This window comes from Myroides sp. N17-2 (genome assembly GCF_002286775.1).
In the GTDB taxonomy this organism is placed as follows: Bacteria; Bacteroidota; Bacteroidia; order Flavobacteriales; family Flavobacteriaceae; genus Flavobacterium.
Window position 1 is genome coordinate 1 of record NZ_NSGJ01000015.1, and the last position, 22,176, is coordinate 22,176.

The 22,176-nt window shown below is 33.0% G+C and carries 21 protein-coding genes and 1 tRNA gene; 14 read left to right on the plus strand and 8 right to left on the minus strand.

The genetic code is table 11. The annotated features are described in order from the left end of the window. The 12 genes from CF599_RS19720 to CF599_RS08145 form a co-directional block, all read left to right on the plus strand. A partial coding sequence (locus CF599_RS19720; protein ID WP_216821871.1) for a hypothetical protein occupies positions 1-270 on the plus strand: 270 nt, incomplete at its 5' end. 319 nt (positions 271-589) lie between these two features. Beyond that, positions 590-961, plus strand: a complete 372-nt coding sequence (locus tag CF599_RS08095; RefSeq protein WP_254050258.1) for a hypothetical protein — start codon at positions 590-592, stop codon at positions 959-961. A gap of 841 nt (positions 962-1,802) precedes the next feature. Beyond that, positions 1,803-1,967, plus strand: a complete 165-nt coding sequence (locus CF599_RS19815; RefSeq protein ID WP_254050259.1) for an RHS repeat-associated core domain-containing protein — start codon at positions 1,803-1,805, stop codon at positions 1,965-1,967. A gap of 11 nt (positions 1,968-1,978) precedes the next feature. Then, entirely contained in the window at positions 1,979-2,149 is a 171-nt protein-coding gene (locus tag CF599_RS19820) for a hypothetical protein (RefSeq protein ID WP_254050260.1), read from the plus strand. Next, on the plus strand, positions 2,091-2,792 hold the full coding sequence (locus CF599_RS08110) for a hypothetical protein (RefSeq protein ID WP_121965535.1): 702 nt from the start codon (positions 2,091-2,093) through the stop codon (positions 2,790-2,792). The genes CF599_RS19820 and CF599_RS08110 overlap by 59 nt, the downstream gene beginning before the upstream one ends. A gap of 304 nt (positions 2,793-3,096) precedes the next feature. Continuing rightward, positions 3,097-3,624 carry a hypothetical protein gene (locus CF599_RS08115; RefSeq protein WP_121965536.1) on the plus strand — a complete coding sequence of 176 codons (528 nt, stop codon included), beginning with the start codon at positions 3,097-3,099 and terminating at the stop codon, positions 3,622-3,624. A 285-nt stretch (positions 3,625-3,909) separates the two neighbouring features. Further along, positions 3,910-5,019 (plus strand): sensor histidine kinase, encoded by a 1,110-nt coding sequence (locus CF599_RS08120; RefSeq protein ID WP_121965537.1) that lies wholly within the window; start codon positions 3,910-3,912, stop codon positions 5,017-5,019. 17 nt (positions 5,020-5,036) lie between these two features. Continuing rightward, complete coding sequence (locus CF599_RS08125; protein WP_121965538.1) at positions 5,037-5,795, plus strand: LytTR family DNA-binding domain-containing protein; 759 nt, start codon at positions 5,037-5,039, stop codon at positions 5,793-5,795. A 305-nt stretch (positions 5,796-6,100) separates the two neighbouring features. Next, positions 6,101-7,285, plus strand: a complete 1,185-nt coding sequence (locus CF599_RS08130) for an efflux RND transporter periplasmic adaptor subunit (RefSeq protein ID WP_121965539.1) — start codon at positions 6,101-6,103, stop codon at positions 7,283-7,285. 45 nt (positions 7,286-7,330) lie between these two features. Then, entirely contained in the window at positions 7,331-10,492 is a 3,162-nt protein-coding gene (locus tag CF599_RS08135; RefSeq protein ID WP_121965540.1) for an efflux RND transporter permease subunit, read from the plus strand. Between the two features lie 29 nt (positions 10,493-10,521). Further along, a complete protein-coding gene (locus tag CF599_RS08140) occupies positions 10,522-11,913 on the plus strand; it encodes an efflux transporter outer membrane subunit (protein WP_121965541.1) in 1,392 nt (463 codons plus the stop codon). 142 nt (positions 11,914-12,055) lie between these two features. Further along, positions 12,056-13,213: a biotin/lipoyl-binding protein gene (locus tag CF599_RS08145; protein ID WP_121965542.1), complete on the plus strand. Its 1,158-nt coding sequence runs from the start codon at positions 12,056-12,058 to the stop codon at positions 13,211-13,213. A 151-nt stretch (positions 13,214-13,364) separates the two neighbouring features. On the opposite strand, the gene CF599_RS08150 is transcribed toward CF599_RS08145, so the two are convergent. The 4 genes from CF599_RS08150 to CF599_RS08165 are packed head-to-tail and all read right to left on the minus strand — an operon-like array spanning position 13,365 to position 16,576. Next, positions 13,365-14,258, minus strand: coding sequence for a hypothetical protein (locus tag CF599_RS08150; RefSeq protein ID WP_143824804.1), 894 nt, complete (start codon positions 14,256-14,258; stop codon positions 13,365-13,367). A 2-nt stretch (positions 14,259-14,260) separates the two neighbouring features. Then, positions 14,261-15,181: a DUF6175 family protein gene (locus tag CF599_RS08155; protein WP_121965544.1), complete on the minus strand. Its 921-nt coding sequence runs from the start codon at positions 15,179-15,181 to the stop codon at positions 14,261-14,263. Beyond that, on the minus strand, positions 15,181-15,657 hold the full coding sequence (locus tag CF599_RS08160; protein ID WP_121965545.1) for a hypothetical protein: 477 nt from the start codon (positions 15,655-15,657) through the stop codon (positions 15,181-15,183). Before CF599_RS08160 ends, CF599_RS08155 begins: the two co-directional genes overlap by 1 nt. Before the next feature lie 19 nt (positions 15,658-15,676). Further along, complete coding sequence (locus CF599_RS08165; RefSeq protein WP_121965546.1) at positions 15,677-16,576, minus strand: CsgG/HfaB family protein; 900 nt, start codon at positions 16,574-16,576, stop codon at positions 15,677-15,679. Between the two features lie 384 nt (positions 16,577-16,960). Between CF599_RS08165 and CF599_RS08170 the strand changes: the two genes are divergently transcribed. Both CF599_RS08170 and CF599_RS08175 read left to right on the plus strand, forming a co-directional pair. Then, positions 16,961-18,175, plus strand: a complete 1,215-nt coding sequence (locus CF599_RS08170) for a LuxR C-terminal-related transcriptional regulator (RefSeq protein ID WP_121965547.1) — start codon at positions 16,961-16,963, stop codon at positions 18,173-18,175. A gap of 2 nt (positions 18,176-18,177) precedes the next feature. Then, positions 18,178-19,371: a response regulator transcription factor gene (locus CF599_RS08175; RefSeq protein WP_121965548.1), complete on the plus strand. Its 1,194-nt coding sequence runs from the start codon at positions 18,178-18,180 to the stop codon at positions 19,369-19,371. Between the two features lie 38 nt (positions 19,372-19,409). Here CF599_RS08175 and CF599_RS08180 read toward each other — a convergent pair whose 3' ends face one another. The 4 genes from CF599_RS08180 to CF599_RS08195 form a co-directional block, all read right to left on the minus strand. Beyond that, positions 19,410-19,817: a hypothetical protein gene (locus CF599_RS08180; RefSeq protein ID WP_143824805.1), complete on the minus strand. Its 408-nt coding sequence runs from the start codon at positions 19,815-19,817 to the stop codon at positions 19,410-19,412. Positions 19,818-19,844: 27 nt separating this feature from the next. Continuing rightward, positions 19,845-20,306 (minus strand): hypothetical protein, encoded by a 462-nt coding sequence (locus CF599_RS08185; RefSeq protein ID WP_121965550.1) that lies wholly within the window; start codon positions 20,304-20,306, stop codon positions 19,845-19,847. A gap of 474 nt (positions 20,307-20,780) precedes the next feature. Beyond that, positions 20,781-21,713 (minus strand): hypothetical protein, encoded by a 933-nt coding sequence (locus CF599_RS08190; protein ID WP_121965551.1) that lies wholly within the window; start codon positions 21,711-21,713, stop codon positions 20,781-20,783. A gap of 267 nt (positions 21,714-21,980) precedes the next feature. Then, positions 21,981-22,065: transfer RNA gene (locus CF599_RS08195), tRNA-Ser, on the minus strand. Positions 22,066-22,176: the final 111 nt, after the last annotated feature.

The window sequence follows — 22,176 nt, forward strand, 5'->3', positions numbered from 1 at the left end:
TTTACTAGAAAAATATGTACTTTTACTCATCGTGTTTATTGTTTTGCAAGACTAAACTACGATAACTTTTTAGAAGTCAGCTTGCTGGCTTCTTTTTTTTTATCGGACAACAATGATTATAACCAAAAACGGAGCATAGAGTTTAGAGTGTCTATAACCATTCTTATGGTTTTATTCTCCCTTGTTTTGCTTGGATATATGTTGGTTCGAGTTCAATATAAAGCTGCGGAAAGAAATTATTTAGAAAGCAGATCGGATATAAATTATTAGAGATTATAATAATAAAGGTCCTGATTTTGTTTATGCTTTATGGGCTTATAGTAGTACCAATGTTAGGGCATGAAATAGTATATATAAAATAGATTTGAGTGTATGTTAATAGGACTTATTATTTGATTAATATTATGTTTCTGTGTTAGAACTGCAGATGTGGGGGGAAGGAATCTTAATGGAATGATTGAGGCTGCTAGTACAGATGGATTATCAATAACACTAGGGATGGGGAATTTCTGTAACTCCTGAATCTGTAATTATCCTTTAACATGTCCATACAAGAGTTTCATAGTAGAATTCAAAATAAACAAAAAATATGGAGAATAACACCATCAAACCACTAGTAGATTTTAAAGAATTAGTAGAGAGTCATCTGACATATTATATTGTATCTAAGTTGACATTTGAAGAGTATAAAAGTTTTGTCTTTTATTTTTTTACAGAGTTAAATAGGGTTAGAAATGAGGGAGTTAAGAAAGAAGAGGTAGATACTTTTTTAAATAAACATTATAGTAATGTTATGGTTTCTTCTGATGATAATGATGTAATGTTTGAAAGAAAATTTACAGCTATAATGGAAGAGTTAACAGAGTTTTGTTCATCTCCACATTTTTGGAAAACGGATTTTACTATATATATGCAAAAATGGGGAAGGCTTTTTTTAATTAGTTGGTTTAAACAGATTTAGTGTATATAGAATAAGAGGTGAATATTTGAGTATTAGTGGGGCAGACTATAGTTATGACAGCTATGGTAACTTAGAAGTAGATTTGAGTGCATGTTAATTGGACTTATTGTTTGGTTAATGTTATGTTTAGGTGTTAGTGGAGGTGCTATAGTTTTATCTAAAAACTAGAAAATGACTACAGTAAATCTACCTAATGGAACTAATCGTACCAATATGGATAATACATTTGCTCCATTCTTAATTCCTATTTTTATAGAATGAATAATGGAATTAATTCTGTGAAATTAATTAATAGAATGAAATTTGATAATGTTTAAATTATTAATAATGGAGAGCTTGATAACAGAAAACAAAATAGTTCATCAGGCTCTTTGTAAAAAAGAAGTTATATGAAGCTGAAAATTTTACACATATTTATAATTGTTTTTTTTCTACTGATAGGTATTAGTTATAATAATTCACAAGCTTACCCTATTGTACTATTTATTTCAGAAACAATAAAAAAGAATGTAGAAAATGACTTTGCATTTAGTATATCTTTTGAAGGTTTAAATTTTAATCTATTACTTCTAGAATTATTGATTGTATTAATTTTTATGTTGTGGTCATTAGTTGTAAAGAACAATATATTAAAGTTGATTTCGGTTGTATGTATGTTTTGTTTATGGTTAAAGAATTTTGTTTTCTTAGATTGGATTATTAATTCATCAATTTATTTTTGGAGTTCTTTACCGTATTTAATCCTTACAATCATTTATATCTTTATTCTAGTTAAAAGAATAAAAAAAACTTAAAGAAGAACTTAGCACATACAGGGTATAATGAGAAGTCATATAATCTGATGAAGGATTATAAGTATCAGTATAACGCTAAAGAGAAGCAGGAAGAACTTGGACTGAACTACTATGACTATGGGGCTCGTAATTATGATGCGACTATCAGTAGATGGATGAATGTGGATCCGCTAATGGAGAAGTATGTGAGATTTAGTCCTTATGCTATGTAGGGAATAATCCTATGAATGCTATTAATCCTAATGGAATGGAAATAGAACCTGAAGAGTTGAAAAGTCTTTTGAATAAAACACCAAGTAGTAGAACTTCTGCAGAAAGCCAAAAACTTAAAGCGCATGAAAAAGCAACACAACAGAGAGGATCAAGACATAGTAAAGGAGGAAAAAAAAGATAAGTTGATTAGTAGATTATCTAAATTAACTTGGGAAGAAGATTATAATCTAGTTTATGATTTTTGTCATTCTGATATTAAATTAGAATTGAATGATATTAAAAAATTGTTATTAATAGATGATAAGAGCTTAGTTGATGTTTTTCTTAGTGAGTATATTCTGTTTGATGACGAAGATAAAGCTTATTTAATTGAGTACATTAATGATAATCTTTCTCATGAAAGTACAGAGTTTCTTTCTGACCTTGTTTATATTGCTAATGATTTGTCATTGAATATTGATTATGTGAAGGTTTTAGGTTTGATTATTAAATATGTTGGAGATGAAAATTATGTTGTATTAGGTGCTTTACATTATATTTCAAATAATATAAAATATCGTTACATAGAAGAGATATTTGAGGCATTGGAAGAGGTGGTGAATTCGACTAATTATTATCAAGTTGAGCAAACCTTAGCAAGTATCACTCTTTATAGGGTAACTAATAAGGTTACTTATCTTGATTTTGTGAAAGAGTTGTTATTATACGATAAAGATAATGCTGTTTTTATAGTTAATCTCTTAAAAGAAGAACCTTATCAAGAAAAGTATTTTAATGTAAAAACATTTGTAAAAAGAGTTAATTTGCCTACTGATATTACCTAAGTGGATTTCAGTATGTAGGAGGTAAGCTGAGCTTCTTTCCTACCGCTGAGGGATTCTATAACCTAGTAAACAATGGATATGGCTATTCTACATACAGTGTGCTATCATAATAGGTCTGATTTTGTTTATCCTTTATGGGCTTGTAATACTTCCAATGTTAGGGCCTGAAATAGTATATGTGAAATAGATATTTGATATTCTTTTTTAGTAATTAATATCAATGTTATCAGATTGTTATGTTTTAGTTTAGGTGTTGGATGGTTGCTTTTAATTAGGTAGTTTTAACCTAACCAATACAACTACTATGAATGAATTTCTACGTTATCGATTTCTGATAGATTCAGGTGTTGATGTACTGTTTAAAAATGAGATAAACAGTCTACAGTTTACTTATAACTTCTCAGATGATTATTTTCGGTTTTTGTTAGTGAATAGCAATTCTGCTTTAAAGAGAATAGCTGGTGATGTGTCTATTTTCTTTGGGTATGGAGAGGATAGTCTTGATGTATTAGAAGAGATAAATGAAGAGAGTTTTTTCTCTCCTTATATATTTATTATGGGGAGATGGGATAAGGATACATTGATCGGAGAGGTGTTAGTAGGGGAGCATAAAGGAGCTATCGTACTTCTAGATGAAGAGCAATACTGTGATATAGATAGTATAGAAGAGTTATTTGAAGATATAGATAACGTTGAATGTCTTATGAAATGCGATGCATCGATCGTTAGAATGTTATTATCAGAAGAGCTAGGCGTAGCGAAGGTATTAGAATGTTCATTTATTGAGTTTTTAGAGAATAGACTATTACTTGGTAATGGTCATAGATGTTAGATTACGTGTTTTTTTTAGGTTAGGTTTTTTTAATGTGAAATAGTGTAGTGAAGGGGACTACACTATTTTTTTTGTTTTTTATAGAAATCTCTTCACTTTGTATATATAGATGGTTATTTCGTATTTATTGCATTGTTTTGGATAATTAAAAATTAATATGAGGAGATATTAGTACAGGTTGGTTCCTTATTTTTCCGTTTCAAGTTGCGATATATCATTTTGGGTGATGTAGATTTATATTTATAGAAATATAAAAGTACTTTTGTTAAAGAATTTAATAAAAGTATGGCAGCAAAGAAAGTAAAAGAAGAATCTATGTTCTTAAAACATTATAGACTAATGGTCATCCCATTGGTGTTTATTCTTTATTTATTTTCTCACTTTCTTTTGAATCCCTATGATGCCGACTGGACAGAGATGGGATTAGATGAGATGTGGGAATCTGCCTTAGTACTCTTTATTTACTGTATGGCGATTACTGAAGTGAGCCTTTGGTTAAGTAGGATTCTTAATAAGTTTTTGCCTTGGCATAAGCTTCCTATTATGCGTGTGGTGGTACAGTTCGTCTTACTACTCGTATTTATCTTTATCATATACTTTGTGATTAACTTCGTTTATATCTTATTGTCTCCTTATGAGTCATTTGATATTATTGATCTAGAGGCTAAAATAGATATCTGGCAGTCGTTAATCATTAGTATTAATACAGGTATATTTATTAGTGCGATACACACAGGGTACTTTTTGATCAACAACTGGAAGAAGTCAATGGTAGATGCGTCTGACCTAAAGTTAAAGGCAGAGCAGTTAGAGCGTGTCGCTAGTCAAGCAGAGTTAGAATCTCTAAAGATGCAACTAGACCCTCACTTCTTATTTAATAACTTCAGTACCTTATCTGAGTTAGTAGTAGAGGATCAGGATATCGCGGTTAAGTTTATAGATCACTTGTCTTTAGTATACCGATATATGCTGTCTAATGTCAGAAAGAATACGATTAGCTTAGCAGAAGAATTGAGTTTCGTAGAGTCTTATTTCTACTTGATAAAAGAGAGAATGGGGAGTAAGGTGATCCTAAATATTAATGTATTAGAGGAAGTCAAGAAGGGGTTTTATGTAGCTCCTATATCTATCCAATTATTAGTAGAGAACGCTGTGAAACACAATAGTGCTTCTAAAGAAAAACCACTAAAGATAGATATCTATGTAGATGGTAATTATGTGGTGGTGAGTAATAATATACAAGAGTTAGTGGTGACATTACCTTCTTCTAAGGTAGGGCTAACTAATATAATAGAACGATATAGACTATTGAGTAAAAATAAGGTGATTATAGAGAAGTCTTCAGACAACTTTATAGTTAGACTGCCTTTATTAATCAATAAAAGTGACAAATAAATAAAATAGGTAGACAGATGAAAGTTTTGATAGTAGAGGATGAGGTAAGAAATGCTAATAAGTTATCTCGTTTATTACAGACGCTAGATCCTAATATAGAGATACTCGCTGTGGTAGAAAGTGTAAAAGAGTGTGTGAGTTGGTTGCAGGACAATGACGAACCTTCTTTGATTATGATGGATATTAGATTAGAAGATGGACTGTGCTTTGAGATTTTCGAACAAGTGGAGGTCAAGACTCCTGTCATCTTCACAACATCATACGATGAGTATGCCTTAAAAGCATTTAAGGTTAATAGTATTGATTATATTATGAAACCTGTTAGGGAGGAAGAGTTAGAGCAGGCTTTAGCTAAGTTTAAATCTCTTCGTTCTGCTCCTGTATTAAGTGATTCTATCAAGGATATCCTTGGGCATCTACACAAGAAAGAGGCATTCTATAGATCTCGTTTTCTTATTCCGTATAAGGACGGCTTTAAGACTGTGAAAGTAGAAGAGATAGACTTCATATTCTCTGAATTAAAGATTACACACTTAGTGCTTAAAGATAAGTCGGTGATTATAGTCGGACAAACTTTAGAGGAGTTAGAAGAGGAGTTAGATCCTGCAGTATTTTTTAGAGCAAATAGACAGCATATCATCAGTGTGGACAGTATAAATAATATTCAAAATTATCACAACGGAAAGCTTAAAGTTAGCTTAGTAAAAGATCCACAGCGTGAAGTGATTATTAGTAGAGAAAAAGCTCCGTTATTAAAGAGCTGGTTGAATAGCTAGTAAGAATTAAGATAGTCAAAAGAAAAGCCCACATAGTAGAGATGCTATGTGGGCTTTTCGTTTGGCTAAGATTATGTGTTATTAGATGTGTTTAGGGGTTGAGTTTATTAAAATATTTTTAATTAATTCACTGTGATATATGGTTATTAGCCAGTTTAGAATGTCTGTTTTCTAGTTGCTAATTAATGCTGTTTCGTATTAGTAACAAGTTTTGACGTTTCAGGTTCGAATTTGTACGCTTCGAATTAATTATAGAAGTTGGCGTTCTATTTTTTTGGACTTTTGTTGTGTTAAAAGCGTTAGAAATGAATAAAATTTATAGAAGTACGAAAGTTTTGTTTTTAGGAGGACTATTATTTGGTTTATCTGTATTTTTCGTTAGTTGTAAAAATCAGTCAAATGAGGGAGCTGAAGAAGTAGCTGCTTTAGAAGTAAAAACAAATGTAGTGGAGAAAGGTGATGCCTTAGTATTAAAAAAATATACTGCATCATTAGAAGGAAGAGTTAACGTAGAAGTACGTGCACAAGCTTCTGGGTATATAGAAAAGATATTAGTAGAAGAGGGAAGCTATGTGAAAAAAGGTCAAGCATTAATGTTAATCGATGCTCAACCTTACCGCATACAGCTAAACAATGCTAATGCTAGCTTAAGAGCAGCACAGGCAGCGTTAGTTAATGCGCAATTAGAAAAAGATAAAGTACAATCTCTATTAGATAATAAGTTCGTATCACCGATACAGTTAAAGACAGCAGAGGCAGTCTTAGACAATGCAAAAGCTAATGTAGCTCAAGCTCAGGCAGCTGTAGCAGAGGCTAAGTTAAACTTAAGCTACTGTACGATCACAGCTCCAGTAGATGGGTTCTTAGGACGTATCACTAAGCGTGTGGGTAACTTAGTAACAGCAGGTGAGGCAGAAGAGTTAACTACGATGTCTGATATCTCTCAGATGTATGCTTACTTCTCATTAACAGAGGCTGATTATTTCAACTTGATTAAGGAGAATGGATCTGCTGAGAATGTATTGAAGATGCCAATCGAATTAGAATTGAGCAATGGAGATAAATATCCTATCACAGGTAAAGTAGATGTAATCAACGGAGAGTTTGATGCAGGGACTAACTCTATCAGTGTGCGTGCTGTATTTGATAATCCAGATCGATTATTGAGAAATGGTGGTACAGGTATCGTTAATCTAATGGCTACGCATAAGAATGTAGTACAGATTCCTATCGCTGCTACTTCTGATCTACAAGATAAGATCTTCGCTTATGTAGTGAATAAAGATAACACTGTAGATCAACGTCAGTTAAAAATCATCGGTAAGAACTTGCACACTTACTTCATAGAAAGTGGAGTGAATCAAGGAGAGGTACTAGCTATAACAGGTGTGAACCAATTACAAGATGGTATGACAGTAACTGCGCTACCTGCATCAGCTAAGAAAGCAGGTGGTAATGTAGAGCCACAAACTGCGAAAGCAAGCGAGTAAGCAATCTCAAAAGATTCTTTATTTTAATTAAAACAAACAGAACAAATGCTTAAAAAGATAATACATAGACCTGTACTGGCTACGGTTATATCTCTTATTATAGTAATATTAGGGGCAGTAGGGCTGACACAGTTACCTATAGCACAGTTCCCTGATATTGCACCTCCTAGTGTTACTGTAGCAGCGTCTTACCCTGGTGGTAATGCGGAGACAGTTCTAAAATCAGTAGTTACCCCACTAGAAGAGGTAATTAACGGAGTTGAAAATATGACTCACATAGAGTCTACAGCAAGTAATGATGGTACTGCATCTATCACTGTATTCTTTGATTTAGAGACAGATCCTGATCAGGCAGCAGTAAACGTTCAGAATAGGGTAGCTCAGGTATCTGGTATTCTTCCTGCGGAAGTATTACAGGCGGGGGTAATCACACAAAAGGAACAACGTGGTATGATTATGATTATTGACCTTATTAGTGAGGACAATACATTATATGATGAGACATTCGTACAGAACTACGCTCGTATAAACTTAGTACGTGAGTTAAAACGTATTAAAGGGGTAGGTAAAGTACAGTTATATGGAGAGAAAGATTATGCAATGCGTGTGTGGCTTGACCCTCACAAATTAGCAAATAGAGGATTGACTCCTAAAGATGTAGAGCGTGCTATTCAAAGTCAAAGTATGGAGGTAGCTGCTGGTAACTTAGGTCAGAATGCAGGTGGAGCAGTACAGTACACACTGACTTATCCAGGGAAATATAATACTCCAGAACAATTCGAAGAAATAGTAGTTCAGGCTGATAAAAGTGGTAATGTTCTGTACTTAAAAGATATTGCACGTATAGAATTTGGTGCGGTAGCTTATGACGAGGAGAATAAGATCAACAGCTTAGATGCTGTGAGTATGGCAGTATTCCAAACAAAGGGATCAAATGCTAATGAGATTCAAACTCAAGTATATAAAGTAATTGAGGATTTAACTCCACAGTTGCCTAAAGGGTTAAAGTACAATGTAACATTTGCAAATAAAACACAGTTAGATGAATCTATTAATCAGGTAAAAACAACCTTGATAGAAGCGTTCTTATTGGTATTCGTAATTGTATATATTTTCTTACAAGATTTTAGATCGACACTTATTCCAGCGATAGCTGTGCCAGTATCATTGATCGGTACATTCTTCTTCTTGAATATGTTAGGGTTCTCTATTAATATGTTGACGCTATTCGCATTAGTACTAGCGATCGGTATTGTCGTCGATGACGCCATCGTCGTCGTCGAGGCCGTCCATAGTACGATGGAACTTGAGGGACTTAATGCTAAGGAGGCAACTTCTAAAGCGATGAGTGAGATCTCAGGAGCGATTATCTCTATTACCTTAGTAATGTCTGCGGTATTCTTACCAGTAGGATTTATGGAAGGACCAGTAGGGGTATTCTATAAGCAGTTCGCTTATACTTTAGCGATAGCGATTATGATTTCGGCAGTAAATGCTTTGACCATGAGTCCTGCGCTGTGTGCTCTTTTATTAAAGAACCACCACCACGATTTAGAAAATACAGGAGAAGTAAAGAAGAATGGATTCAAAACAAGATTCTTCAGATCGTTTAATGCAGGATTTACTTCATTAACGAATAGATACATAGGAGGAGTTAAATTCCTAATCAAGAGAAAAGTATTGAGCTTATGTATTCTTGCTGGATCTATTGTAGGGATGGTATTATTAATGAATAGTACACCTAAAGGATTTATTCCTAACGAGGATCAAGGATTTGCAATGTTTGCTCTTTCATTACCTCCAGGTTCATCTATTGATAGAACAGCTGCAGTATTAAAAGAGGGGGACGAGATTATGAGAAAGCACCCTGCTATAAAAACGGTGACTACAATCTCAGGATTTAATATCCTTGGTAACGCAGCCAGTCCAGCTTATGGTATGGGATTCATCTCGTTCAAGGATTTAAAAGAAAGAGGAGAAGTTAGAGATATTAATGAAATCATAGCTGAGTTGAACAGTCAATTGACTTCATTAAAAGAAGGAGAGTTTTATGTGTTCGCTAACCCTACGGTACCAGGATTCGGAGATTTCGATGGATTAGAGATGGTAGTACAAGATAAAAGAGGAGGAAGCATAGACGACTTCGCTAATGTAGTGAATCAGTTTAATAAAGATTTGACTGAGACAGATGAGGTACAGAGTGCCTTCACGATGTTTAAAGCGGATTTCCCTATGTATAAAATAGTGGTAGACCCTGTTAAAGCGAAGATGCACGGAGTAGATGTAAGTGATATGATGAGTGCTGTACAGTTATTCTACGGATCTGCACAGGTAAATGATTTTAACCGTTTTGGTAAGCAGTTTAAGGTATTCGTACAAGGTGATGCAAAGTTTAGAGCAGATGAAGAATCGTTTAAAACGATCTATGTAACTGCTGGATCAGGAGAGATGATACCGATTAGTTCATTAGCACATTTAGAAAAAGTGTATGGACCTCAAGCTATCAGCCGTCACAACTTATTTAACTCTATCGCTGTAAACGGAATTATCAAACCAGGTACAAGTACTGGAGATGCGATGAAAGCTGTAGAGAAAGTAGCTGCTGAGAAATTACCAGCAGGTTATGGTATCGAGTGGTTAGGATTAAGTAAAGAGGAACAGAAGTCAGGTAATCAGATGGTATTCATCTTTGGTCTATCATTATTGTTCATTTACTTCATTTTATCAGCACAGTATGAGAGTTACATTTTGCCATTGGTAGTATTATTATCATTGCCAGTAGGTATTATGGGAGTGTTTATAGCTATCGGAGCAGTGGGTATTGCAAATAATATTTATGTTCAGGTGGGACTGATTATGCTCGTCGGGCTGCTGGCAAAGAATGCTATTTTGATTGTAGAGTTCGCAGTACAGAAACGCCAAGGAGGTATGAGTATTGTTGATTCTGCAATAGAAGCTTCACGCTTGCGTTTACGTCCTATTTTGATGACATCATTTGCATTTATTGCTGGGTTAATTCCGTTGATGTTTGTACAAGGATCATCAGCTCAAGGTAACCACTCTATCAGTATAGGTACTGCAGGAGGAATGATTATGGGAGTTATCTTAGGAGTATTCGTTATCCCATTCCTTTATGTGTTCTTCCAATACCTTCAAGAGAAAGTTAGTGGAAAGGCACCAGAACAACCAGAAGTATTAGAAGACTAGTATTTCAACAGACTATAATTAATTAGAGAATGAGAAAAGTAGTATATATAGTAATAGGTTCAATGTTATTCACTGCGTGTAAAGTAGGGGAGAACTATGAAAGACCATCTGTAGAAACACCAAAGCAGTTTTATAGTGAAACTGCTTCGGATACTATAGCTAATGATTTGGCACAGTTAGGATATGAGCAATTCTTTAGAAACGAAGAGTTGACTGGATTAATCACAACTGCGTTAGAGCGAAATACTGATTTGCAATTAGCGGTAAAGAATATAGAGCAAACAAAGTTGTTATTCACACAATCGAAGATGGCTTTATTACCTCAATTGTCAATGAATGTTGGGGCTAACAGAACAGAGTCATCTAAGAATAGCTATTTAGCAGCCAATGATGCAGGTCGTATTAACGATGATTTTAATGCAAGACTTGACTTATCGTGGGAAGCGGATATATGGGGAAAGATTAGAAGAGAGAAAGAGGCTGCTCTAGCAACTCTAATGCAGACAGAAGAAGTAAAACGCGCTGTACAAAATAGATTAATCGCTGAGGTAGCGACTAGTTATATCAACTTGCTAATGTTAGATGAGCAACTTAAGATAGCTAAAGAGGGAATTGTCTTAAGAGAGAATACTTATTCTTTAACGAAGAAGATGTTCGAAGTTGGTAATGAGACTATCGTCGCAGTACAGCAGGCAGAAGCACAATGGTTAGAATCTAAGGAGCTTTTGCCACAGATAGAGCAAGAAATAGCTCTACAGGAGAGTGGATTGAATTTGCTTTTAAATAAGTATCCGCAGGCGATATCCCGCTCTGTTACAATAGGTGATTTGAATTTCATTACGGATTTAAACACTGGAGTGCCTGCGGATTTTTTAAGTAATCGTCCAGATGTACAGATAGCAGAGTATGCTTTAAAGGCTGCTAATGCTAAAGCAGGAGCTGCTCAAGGGCAGATGTACCCTAGCTTAGTCATCTCTGCACAAGGAGGTTTTAATGCTTTTGAAGCATCTAATTGGTTTAGTGCACCAGCATCTTTATTTGGTATGGTAGCAGGTGGATTGACACAGCCGTTATTTAATCAAAAGAAACTAAGGACTGCTTATGAGATAGCTGTAATAGAAAGAGATAAAGCAGGTATTGACTTTAAAAATAAAGTTGTAGTTGGATTTACTGATGTACATAATGCATTGGTAAAAATAGATAAGATTTCTCAAAAAGAGGAAGTAATGCAAAAGAGAGTGGATATATTAAACACTTCTCTTTCGAGTACTAAATTTATGTTTGAGATGGATAAGGCATCTTACTTAGAGGTTGTAAATGCGCAAGGCCTAGCATTGCAAGGTAATTTAAACTTTGCAGAGTTAAAGAGAGATTATTTAGCATCTCTAGTTGACTTGTATAGAGCTTTGGGGGGTCATTAATAACACAAGTAGATTTTTGATTGAGGATTAAACCAATATTGTTCGCAATATTGGTTTTTTTTGTATAGTAAGGTGTGATTGGTTTGAATTTTTTTCTGTCCTTTGCATCAGTTAGTTATCTTTGTAACGACAAGAGTGATATATGAATAATAAAAGTGTTAAAATACAGCAGGTTGTAATGACTGTACTAAGTGTAGCTTTCTTAGTAGGGGTGGGTTATTATGGAAATAAGAATAATCACCAAGAGGGGGAAGAACCAACTGAAGTAGCTGATATAGAGAAAGTAGCTGATCATCATATTGAGGAGCAAGTAGCAGAGAATGAAGTACTAGCTGAAGAAACTAAAGAGGAAACAGCAGAAGTATTAGCTCCATCTGTGTTGCTATTAAATAGTAAGTATCATACCTATACTAGAGAATATGTGGCGAAAGTGAAGATGAAGTATAATACACCTGTTAAGGAGACTTTAGAAGGGCGTGTAGTATCTGTACTAGCTAAGGAAGGACAATTAGTCTCTGACGGTCAGGTGATGTATGAGATAGAAGTAGGGAATCTACAGGTATCTAAGAAAGAAAAAGATAGAGAACTTAGCGAGTATAAGAGCCTTAAGAAAGATATAGAACGCGCTGAGAATAAGATGCAAAAGTTGGCTAGAAAAGATACTGTGGCATTCTTAAAGCAACGTCAGTTAGTAGATGATATGCGTAAAGACCTTAAAGCGCTTAACGAAAGCATTAATGGAGGAGATAGTAAGTATACTAGATATTCTATTAAGGCAGAGCGCGAGGGTATCGTGAGAAACTTAAGTGTAAAAGTAGGTGATATGTTGTCTGCTAATGATAAGAATACACTGTATAGTTTAGTAGGATACGATGTTTACTTTGATGTTCCGACTAGTGAATTACCACAGTGGAAAAGAGGATTATCTACTGATAATGCCAATACTGTAGTGAGTTCTTTTGAAGGGACAGCAGGACAGCGTATCGCGTTTAAACTGAACTTTAAAGGGGATAGCGAGATAGTCTTTATCGATAGGTCTGCTCAGGTGTTAGAGAACCTTAGATTTAAAGAGGATGGTAGTATAGATAATAAGATTATTCTATCTATCGTGTATAAAGATGTTATAGAGATACCGATGTCAGCTATAAGCACAGACGCAGAAGGTAAACAAGATATTACTGTAGTGAACACAGCGGGAGAAGATGTGAAAAAAAGCATTAATCCTATTCGCAAGTATGCATCTTACGTATTAGTAAGTGATAGTACATTAGAAGGTGTTTCTATTCGAAATAATAAATAAGCTTTTAAACAAAAAACGAGTCGCTAATAGTGACTCGTTTTTTGTTTAATCTAGAATAAGTGGATAGACATACTAGATATAAAAAAATCGTAATTAGGGTACAATAGTACCACTAATTACGATCACGTTATTCAATAAACAAATCAATTCATTATTCTTGTATTGTTAATCCAATGTAATTAGACTCTTTAGCAATTATTTCCATTTTTTGCAAGTCTGTTAATTTACTGAATTTAAGCTTTTCCATTTCGAAGTTGCGTATTGTAGCTTCATCTATTTTATCACTGATCTTGTTTATTAAAGCTGTAGCAGAATTATAACACTTAGTATTTGTTTCAACAAATTGTAAAAAATACAAAGCTTTAGTATAATCTCTTTTTGCTTCTTCTTCAAGGGCTTTTTGTACCAATGCTCTACAACTTTCTTCTTTTGAATCTAAAAAAATCTTAGTGATTATTCGTTCAGATTCTTTGTAGCAAGAAGTAGTTTCGGGTACATAGCTAAGATAACTAATGGCTTTTAAGTATTCTTTTCGCTCTATATTTACTTTAACTGTATTGAGTACAGTAGAGCAATTCGATTCATAGAATGCTACAATGTTTTGATTACTTTGTTCAAAAAACGCCTTTAATTTCCTTTCTTTTCTAAACAATACTAAGGCTTTATCAATTGCCTTAGAACGGTCCTCAGCTGTTATGATATAAGAATGTCTAAATCTATTAAATATAGATCTATCATCTTTACCTTGAGAGGTTAGTCCTATTTCTAGTTTAATGACTTTAACTACTTGTACCTCTCCAGCAGTTTGTTCACTAATAATAGTAATAGAAGGAATTAAGACAAAAGGGCTTTGATTTGAAAACAGTGAACCTCCAGTGTAGTTTTCTTTAAGAATCTCATTTAGCTCATCAAGCTGTGATTTGCTAGCTACTTGTTTGTTAATGGGCTCTTCTATTATATAATTAGCTTGGTACTCCTTTTTTTGTCCCAATGTAACAATAGACCAAAATAGCAAAAGGAGTAAAGTATGTACTTTATACTTCATTTTTATTGTTTAATAGTTACATACATTTTTTGACCGTGTATATTCCTTGTAGCTTGCACTCCTTTAGAACGAAGGTATTTGATCACTTCTGTAGCAAAGCGATTTAGATTATACGGCTTATTAGTATCTTGATCATAAAGCGGTATTCTTACCTCGTCAAAAAGCATTTTATTGTCTAAAATACCCGATAAGTTAGCTCTTCCTTTATAGGCATTAGTAGCTACCCAATCTTCTATTAACTCGTTTAGATACTCACCTGATGCTAATGCGCTATCAAAGTCTATAGTAGCGTTTTCATCTAGATTAAACTCTACTGTAGTAGCTCTACCAATCTCGCGTATTTCATCTGTTTTAACCATTAACGTATTTAGAAACTCTTCTTGAATACGTTCAAATGCCTTTGATATTAGTTTCTCGTAGTCATTACTTACGAATTTACTTGTACCTGTTTTGTTAGAAAAACTTGCACCTGTATGAGTTTCAAAAGCAGTAAGATTTAATACTGTATTCGTACCTGTGCCATCTGTAGTTAACTGAACATCTACTTGTACATAGAAGTCGGCACCTGATGTAGTTAATAGATCAGATTTAAAGTTAGATTGTCTATCTGTAGTGAATGCAGCATTCGCCTGAGCAGCTCTAAGATTAGCGACAAAGTCAACAGTAGACCACCCACGCTGATCAAAAGCCTCTTTTACTTTAGAAACAGCTGTTCTTATATAAGGGTTGTCATCTAAAATAGTTCGAATATCTTCATTTTGTTTGTTATAAGGAATAACCATTATTTTAGCAGCAGCTCTAACTGACTCCTCACTTCTTGTACCCGCGATAGTGGGTGCTTGTGCAAAGGCGTATTCACCAACAGTGAAGACCATCAGAGTAAGTATTAATTGGTATAGATATTTACTTTTCGTAATTGGCATTAGAACCCTATTTTATTGATTATTTTATTGTCTTCTAACTCTTTTCTCAACATATTATAGTTTAAGGTAAATACAGAAACAGCACTTACACAATTGCTTTTTTGTGCACAGTCATAGAAGTCACTCTTTGAGTCAGTAACGAAACGCTGATATCCACTACTCCAGAATTTATCAAAGTAAGCTTTGTGTTTACTTTCAACAGCAACACCCTCGCGAATAATAGGGTTTTTAAAGTCAGTACCAACAAATCCAAAGTACAAGAGTTGTTGTATTGCTTTTTTATGAGCAAGTTTTATCGCTTCTTCTTTTGCTTTTCCATTTTTACCATCTACTTCATTTCCAATACCTCTTAAGGTAAGAGAGCCTTGTGTCGTATGATTAACTAATTGTGAATCTGAATAAGGGCTGTACATTTTTTTAGCACAACTACCTAATAGCAATGATATTACTACTATTGTAAAATAAATTTTTCTCATAGGTTTAAAATATTAAGGGTTATCTTGTTATAACTTTAAATGGAGCATTATTGTCACGAAGTTTTTTAAATGATTTCTCTGAGTTTAGAATTATTCCATCAGCGAAATAAGGATCTTCTACTTTGATGATACAACCAGTTGCTATTTTTTGAGTTCGCTGTACATTACGCTCTCCTATTGTCACTTCTGTAATGTTCATTATATCTATCATTTGACCAGGAATAAGACCTACGTTACTTCCCGCAGAGATGGTTAAAGCATTTTTGTTTTTAGCATCCCAATTTGTAATCTCTAAGGTTAACGGGAAGTGTTTTGTAGTAAATGCTTTTACATTATCACTAAAGCGTTCTAAAGCTATAATAAAAGCATCTTCCTGATGTTTTTGTACTTTCTGTAGCCTATCTTGACGAGCGTCAAATTCTTTTATTTCTTTTTTTGAGAGACATTTAGATCGAGCATCTTGAATTGCTTTTTCAGGATTGATGTATTCACTGTTTATATTTGATGTAGCTAAGATTTCACCTGTAGAGACATCTAAAACTTTTATCTGTACCTGTAACATCGTTTCCCAATCTTTCTTGTTATTGGTATGCCTAACCCCTAATATACTTGGTGAGATAAGGTAACTTGCTCCTTTGCTAATACCATCTGTAATGACATCATTACTATCCATAAAGGATTCAGTTCTTTGAAGTTTCTTTTCTACCTCTATTTCGGCTAGTTTATCTCTGTCTACTACTGTGAATTTTTTAGCCTCTACAAAAGAGTTTAATATTGACTCTTGTATGATTCTAGCATTAGAAGTAGAGATCGTTTCAGAGTCGTAAGTAATTGGAATAAATGCTACGCTTATTTTGTTTTGAGCTTGTGTTTGTATACAAGTTAAGATCAAAAACAATAAGGTTACAGTTGTTTTCATACGGATTTGTTTTAAATGATTTGTTCTTGCAAAACTCGCTAACAGTTGTGCTAAAACAAATTTTCAAGTAGGTAGTTAGCGGGTAGTTCTTTGTTTGATAGGGGATAGAGGAGTGACTACCCGCGGGTAGTTTGTTATTTATCTATTTGATATGCAGTGAGTTGTTTTTGTTGAAACTGATTACTTCTTCTATTCGATAAAGAACGGTTTTACTTTATGGATATGAATAATGTGTATATAACTAAGAGTTTTGTTCTCGAATATTCTAATATTGATGCTAGATGTGTTATGTATAATTATATAATGTGAACTTTTGTTGTTGTTAATCGTAGTTTTCTTGTTTGTAATTATATATTTTTGCGCGAGTTAATTTGTATTACAGTTATGTCAACTAATTTGTTATTTAGAATAGTTGGATCTATTTTTCTTTTCTGCTGTATAGGAAAGTGCTTTTCCCAATCGTATAATTTTGAAGAAATATCTAAAGATGTTACCTCGTTTAATAATGTAGGTAAATATGATGCTACCATTATATTATTAGAAGAGGTTATCACTAATGAGAAAGCTACTGCGTATGAGAAGTATCAAGCTTATTTTTTGAAGTATATCACTTATAAGCGATTGTTTAGTTACGATAAAGCTGAAGCAAATTTAGATTTAGCGTTCCAAGAAGGACTTAAAAGTGATCAGGATAGAGAACAAATTAAGGCAAAAGTAAAACTAGAAAGACTCTTTGTGGCTTTTGATCAACTAAAGTATGACGAGGTTACAGATATACTTGATGATATTACAGCACAGGACTTAAGGTATATCTCTCCTAATACACACTCTTTTTACTTAGCTGTATTAGCAGTAATGGAGACAAGGGCGATGAACTTTAGTAAAGCTATTGAGTACTTAGATGAAGGTATAATATTATTAAAGAAACATAAGCAAGAGGATCTTCCTTTAATGTATCGCAAGAGAATAGATATTTATAGGCAAATGAATCAATATGATAAAGCCTTAGAGAGTTTTGATCAAGGACTTTATTATGCGAAGAAGTATAAGATGGATATTTATATTTTAAATATGTATTATGACTTGGCTTATTTTTATAATCAGATAGAGGATTATGACAATGCTATAATTACTCAAGAAATATGTAATTTACTTTCTAAACAATATGATGAGAGAACGATTATAGGGCGCTTAAATGTATTAGAAAAGAAGTTGCATAATCAACGTATAGCAAGTGAGAAGCGTGAAGATTTACTCTCTATTTCGTTACTTGTAGTCATTTCTCTTTTAGTTATAGCGATACTGTATTTGCTCTATAAATATACCCTTAAGACTAAACAGCGAAAAGAAACTTTAAAGCTCAAGAACGATGAACTTAGGGCTAGTATTATGTCATTACTATCTAAATCCAATCAACAACCACATAACGATCCAACATTACAATTAACTGAACGTCAATCTGAGATTGTCAGATTAGTTAAAGAGGGCAAAACGAATAAGGAGATAGGGGACAAGATACATATCTCAGAAAATACAGTCAAGTATCATTTAAAGAATATTTATAAAGTATTAAGTGTCAATAGTAGAGAAGAACTTTAGTTATGGGAAATAAAGTATTGCTTATCGCATTGTTTTTTATAAGTTCAGCTATGTTGGGTCACACTGTCGATCACATAAAGTTAGGGGAAGAAATAGAACACAATAATATAGCCCTAGACTACAAAGGTTCGATTATTAGACTTCATAAAATTATAGCAGATAAGGACAGTGAAGACATTGATAAAAGTATTGCTTATTACCAAAGATATCAGCTTTTTAAACGCCTTGCTATTTATAGTGAAGCCTTAGTGAATCTAGATGAAGCTTTTGCTTATGGTATAAAAACTGAAAGAAAAGATCTAATTGCAATTAAGTATGAACTTGAAACGGCAAGTACTTATTGTGAAAAATTAGAGTATAAGCAAGCTCTATCAAGGTTTAATAACTTAAAAGTTGATGCAACTCATTTAGAAAGAAATGATTTAGGATTATACCTTTTTTTAAAGGGGATAGATGCTTTAGAAAGAACTTTAGTATATGAGGAAGCAGTAGATAATTTTAGCAAGTCTATAGAGGTATTTAAAGAAGTATATCCACAATATTTGCCAGTTGTTTATAAGGAATTGTTGAGAGCTTATGCCTTTTTAGGACAGCATAATGACGTTGTAGATAGTTATCAAAAGGGTATTGCTTACGCAGAACAGTTTCAATGGAGCAGTGAGCTTATACAGTTGCATCGTTTTATGGCAATTTACTATCAACAAATAGGGGAGAAAAAAAAGAGTCTAAACGCAAGTAGCTTAGTTTTAGCGCTAGCAACGAAGTATGATACCGTTAATCTGAGTAGTTCTCTAAATATCCTAGAGAAACAATTGCTAGAAGAAGATGCTGCATTAAATAGGAATACAGGTATTCAGATTGCTTTACAAATTTTCTTAGGAATAGCTTTCGTTTGTATGGTAATTTATTTACTGTTGTATAGACGTAATATTGTCAAACATAAACAAGTACTTAAAGAAAATGAGTCTCTTAGAGTGAATTACGAATCTTTAAGTGTACAAGATAAGCAAGTTATAAATATTGACAAAGAAGAGCTAACTAGTAGACAAAAAGAGATCGTAATACTTGTTCAAAAGGGAAAAACCAATAAAGAAATAGCAAGTGAATTATTTGTCTCTGAGAATACAGTTAAGTATCATTTAAAGATTATATACGAAGTATTAAAAGTAAAAAGGAGAACCGATTTATTAGTATAATAATCTTCCTTACAATGACTCTATTTTGGTATATAGTATTAACGACTTGTTTTTTGCTTAAGCTTCTTTAGGATGATGTTACCATCTAAGTAAGATATTTTAAATACCCCTAAACTTGTATTCTGAATAAGATTAGGAATGTTACAATATTCATTAGCCTCTACTGTCTTAACGAAGATACTGATGTTGTCTTGTGACAACTTATATGTCCCTTTAGTAGTAATGAAACAATCATTACCACAAGGCCAAGCGTTATAGTTCTCAAAAGTACCTATTTCGGTAAAGTTGATAAATGTCCCAAATATATTATCCCCTTTTGGAGAAAGAATATATTCTTCTGTTTCGGTAGTATAGATAATCTTATCTATCGCCCAAGTACCTGTAAGATCTTGCGCATTCATAGTACAGAAAAAAAGTGTTAGTAGAATAGTAAATAACTGTTTCATAGTGTAGTATGTTACTTGGAATATTTATTATTGTAAGGTGTAATCTTTATTGAAATCAAGTTTGATAGGGGCGTGCTTACCTAATAGATGACGTATGATATTGTATTCTAAAGGTAATTGCCTATAGTTGTCTAATTTTTTGTTTCCATAGATGTATAATAATATATTATCTCCCTCTAATGTAGGATACTTGTTTTTTTCGTGTAAAGTCTTCCTCATAGCTAATCTATCAATACACTCTTTAATCAAATCTTTACTATTCTTTAAATCTAGTTCAAAGATGTGAATTACTTCTCTAATCTCAGCTTTTTCTTTATTGTAGTAGTTGAAAGATAAAGTGCCTTCCAACTCTTGATCTAATAGAACTGTATATCCGTCGTTAAAAGCTGAAATTATATCTATTCGAAGGTAATAATCAGGAGAACTACTGTTGACTTGAGCAACGGTAGGAAGAGATAGTAATAGAATAAATAAAATGAGTGTTTTCATTTTAAGTTGTTGTATAATATTGTGTTATGTAAAAATAAGAAATTATAATATATCTCGGTCTTGTTAAATAACAAATGTAATTGGGGTATTTACTGTAAAATTTACTAATCTGTAGTTATGATTGAGTTCACTTTCTTAAAAGGAGGAATTGAATACTTGAATTATAGTAGGGTAAAGGCATAAGATTTACTTGTGAAACTACTGATATTATTGAGGTTGTGTAACCTTTATAGCCCCCCTTCAACACTTCTTCAACATTACCGCAACATTGTTCTATTATAAGTCCTTTTTGTTGAAGGATTCTTGACCCAATCTTGATGAGCTCTTGTCTCAAATAAATTGCTAAGTCTTTAGCTTTTGATCTCTATAATTTGACTAAATTTAGGTGAAAAGTCAATATAAAAGACTTGCATAAAAATTATACTTGAATATTAAGATAAAATAAGCATTGAAATAACCCCTGATTAGCGGTAATTAAAATTTCCAACAGGATAATATATTTGGTTTGTCATATTCATAACTTATAAACATTTCTTGTTCTTCAAAAATCTGAACTATTCTTGCTTTTTTGTTCAGTGATATTTTGTTGACTATTTCGTTTTTTATAAGCGAATAAAACCAAATATCATTATTGTGGATTAGATATAACACTTCTTCATTTTTAGATACGACAAATTGATCAAATTGAAACTCAAATTTAATTTCTCTATTGTTTTGTGGATTTGATATTGAACAAATTTTGATTTGATTTATTGGTTCAATTCTTTCGTGTGTGTCTGAAGTGGCCTCAATTACTTTTCCCAATTGCAAATAAAACTTGTCTGATTTACTTTTATATGCATTGCAAAAAACTTCTGTCCGTAAAACTTCCTTTAATTTATTATTCGTTAAACTATATTGTTGTACAGATCCCATTTTAGGGCAAAGAATAAAATAGGTACTTTCACTTTCTCTAAAAATTCCACTACAGGACAATAGCTTTTTTTTAAACCCTTTCTCATTTTCGTAGTGGTAAACAAAAAGGAAGTTGGCATTATAATTCATTAATAAAAGCGTGTCTTTATCATTTGATGAAATGTAATCGCTATATTTTTGTATACCTTTTTCAAACTTTTTGATAACTGAAAAGTCTTTTCTGTTTATTTGAAAAATTTTATTATCTGAAACCGCAAAAATATTTGATTTATCAGGATTGAAATACAAACAGCGTACAGAATTTTTGATTGATATAGTATTCAATTCTTTTCCGTTTTCTAATGAAAGTTGTCTCAATTTCATTGAAGGATAAGATGAACCCCACCCGTCTGAAATATAGAATTTTGTATTGTCAAATGGATCTATAATCGGTTTTAGCCCACCATAAATTCCATTTTTTAGTTCTGATGTCCAAATCTCTATTGGTTTCATTGGTTAGCCGTGGTTAATGGTTATTTAAAATTTAGGGACTTAGCACAGTTGAAGTTGGTTATAAATTTAAACTTCAACCTATGTTACTAATTTAATTAGATTTTTCAAATTTAATACTTCCTAAGGTAACTATTATGCTAATAGTGAAATAATTAAATAAGATTTTTGTTGTAACTCAACATCAACTAAAAATATTTGTTCAAGGTGCAAATTAGGTGCACATAGCACAAAAAAAAGCCCTATAACTAGTGTTATCGGGCTTTTCAGCGGAGGAAGAGGGATTCGAACCCCCGGACCTGTTACAGTCAACAGTTTTCAAGACTGCCGCAATCGACCACTCTGCCATTCCTCCTTTGGTCTGCTTTACTTCCGTATTGCGAGTGCAAATATACAGTAAATACCGGGCTTTGCAAGTAGTTTTGTGTAAAAGTAATAAAGTTTTTTACTCTTTATTTATAACTTG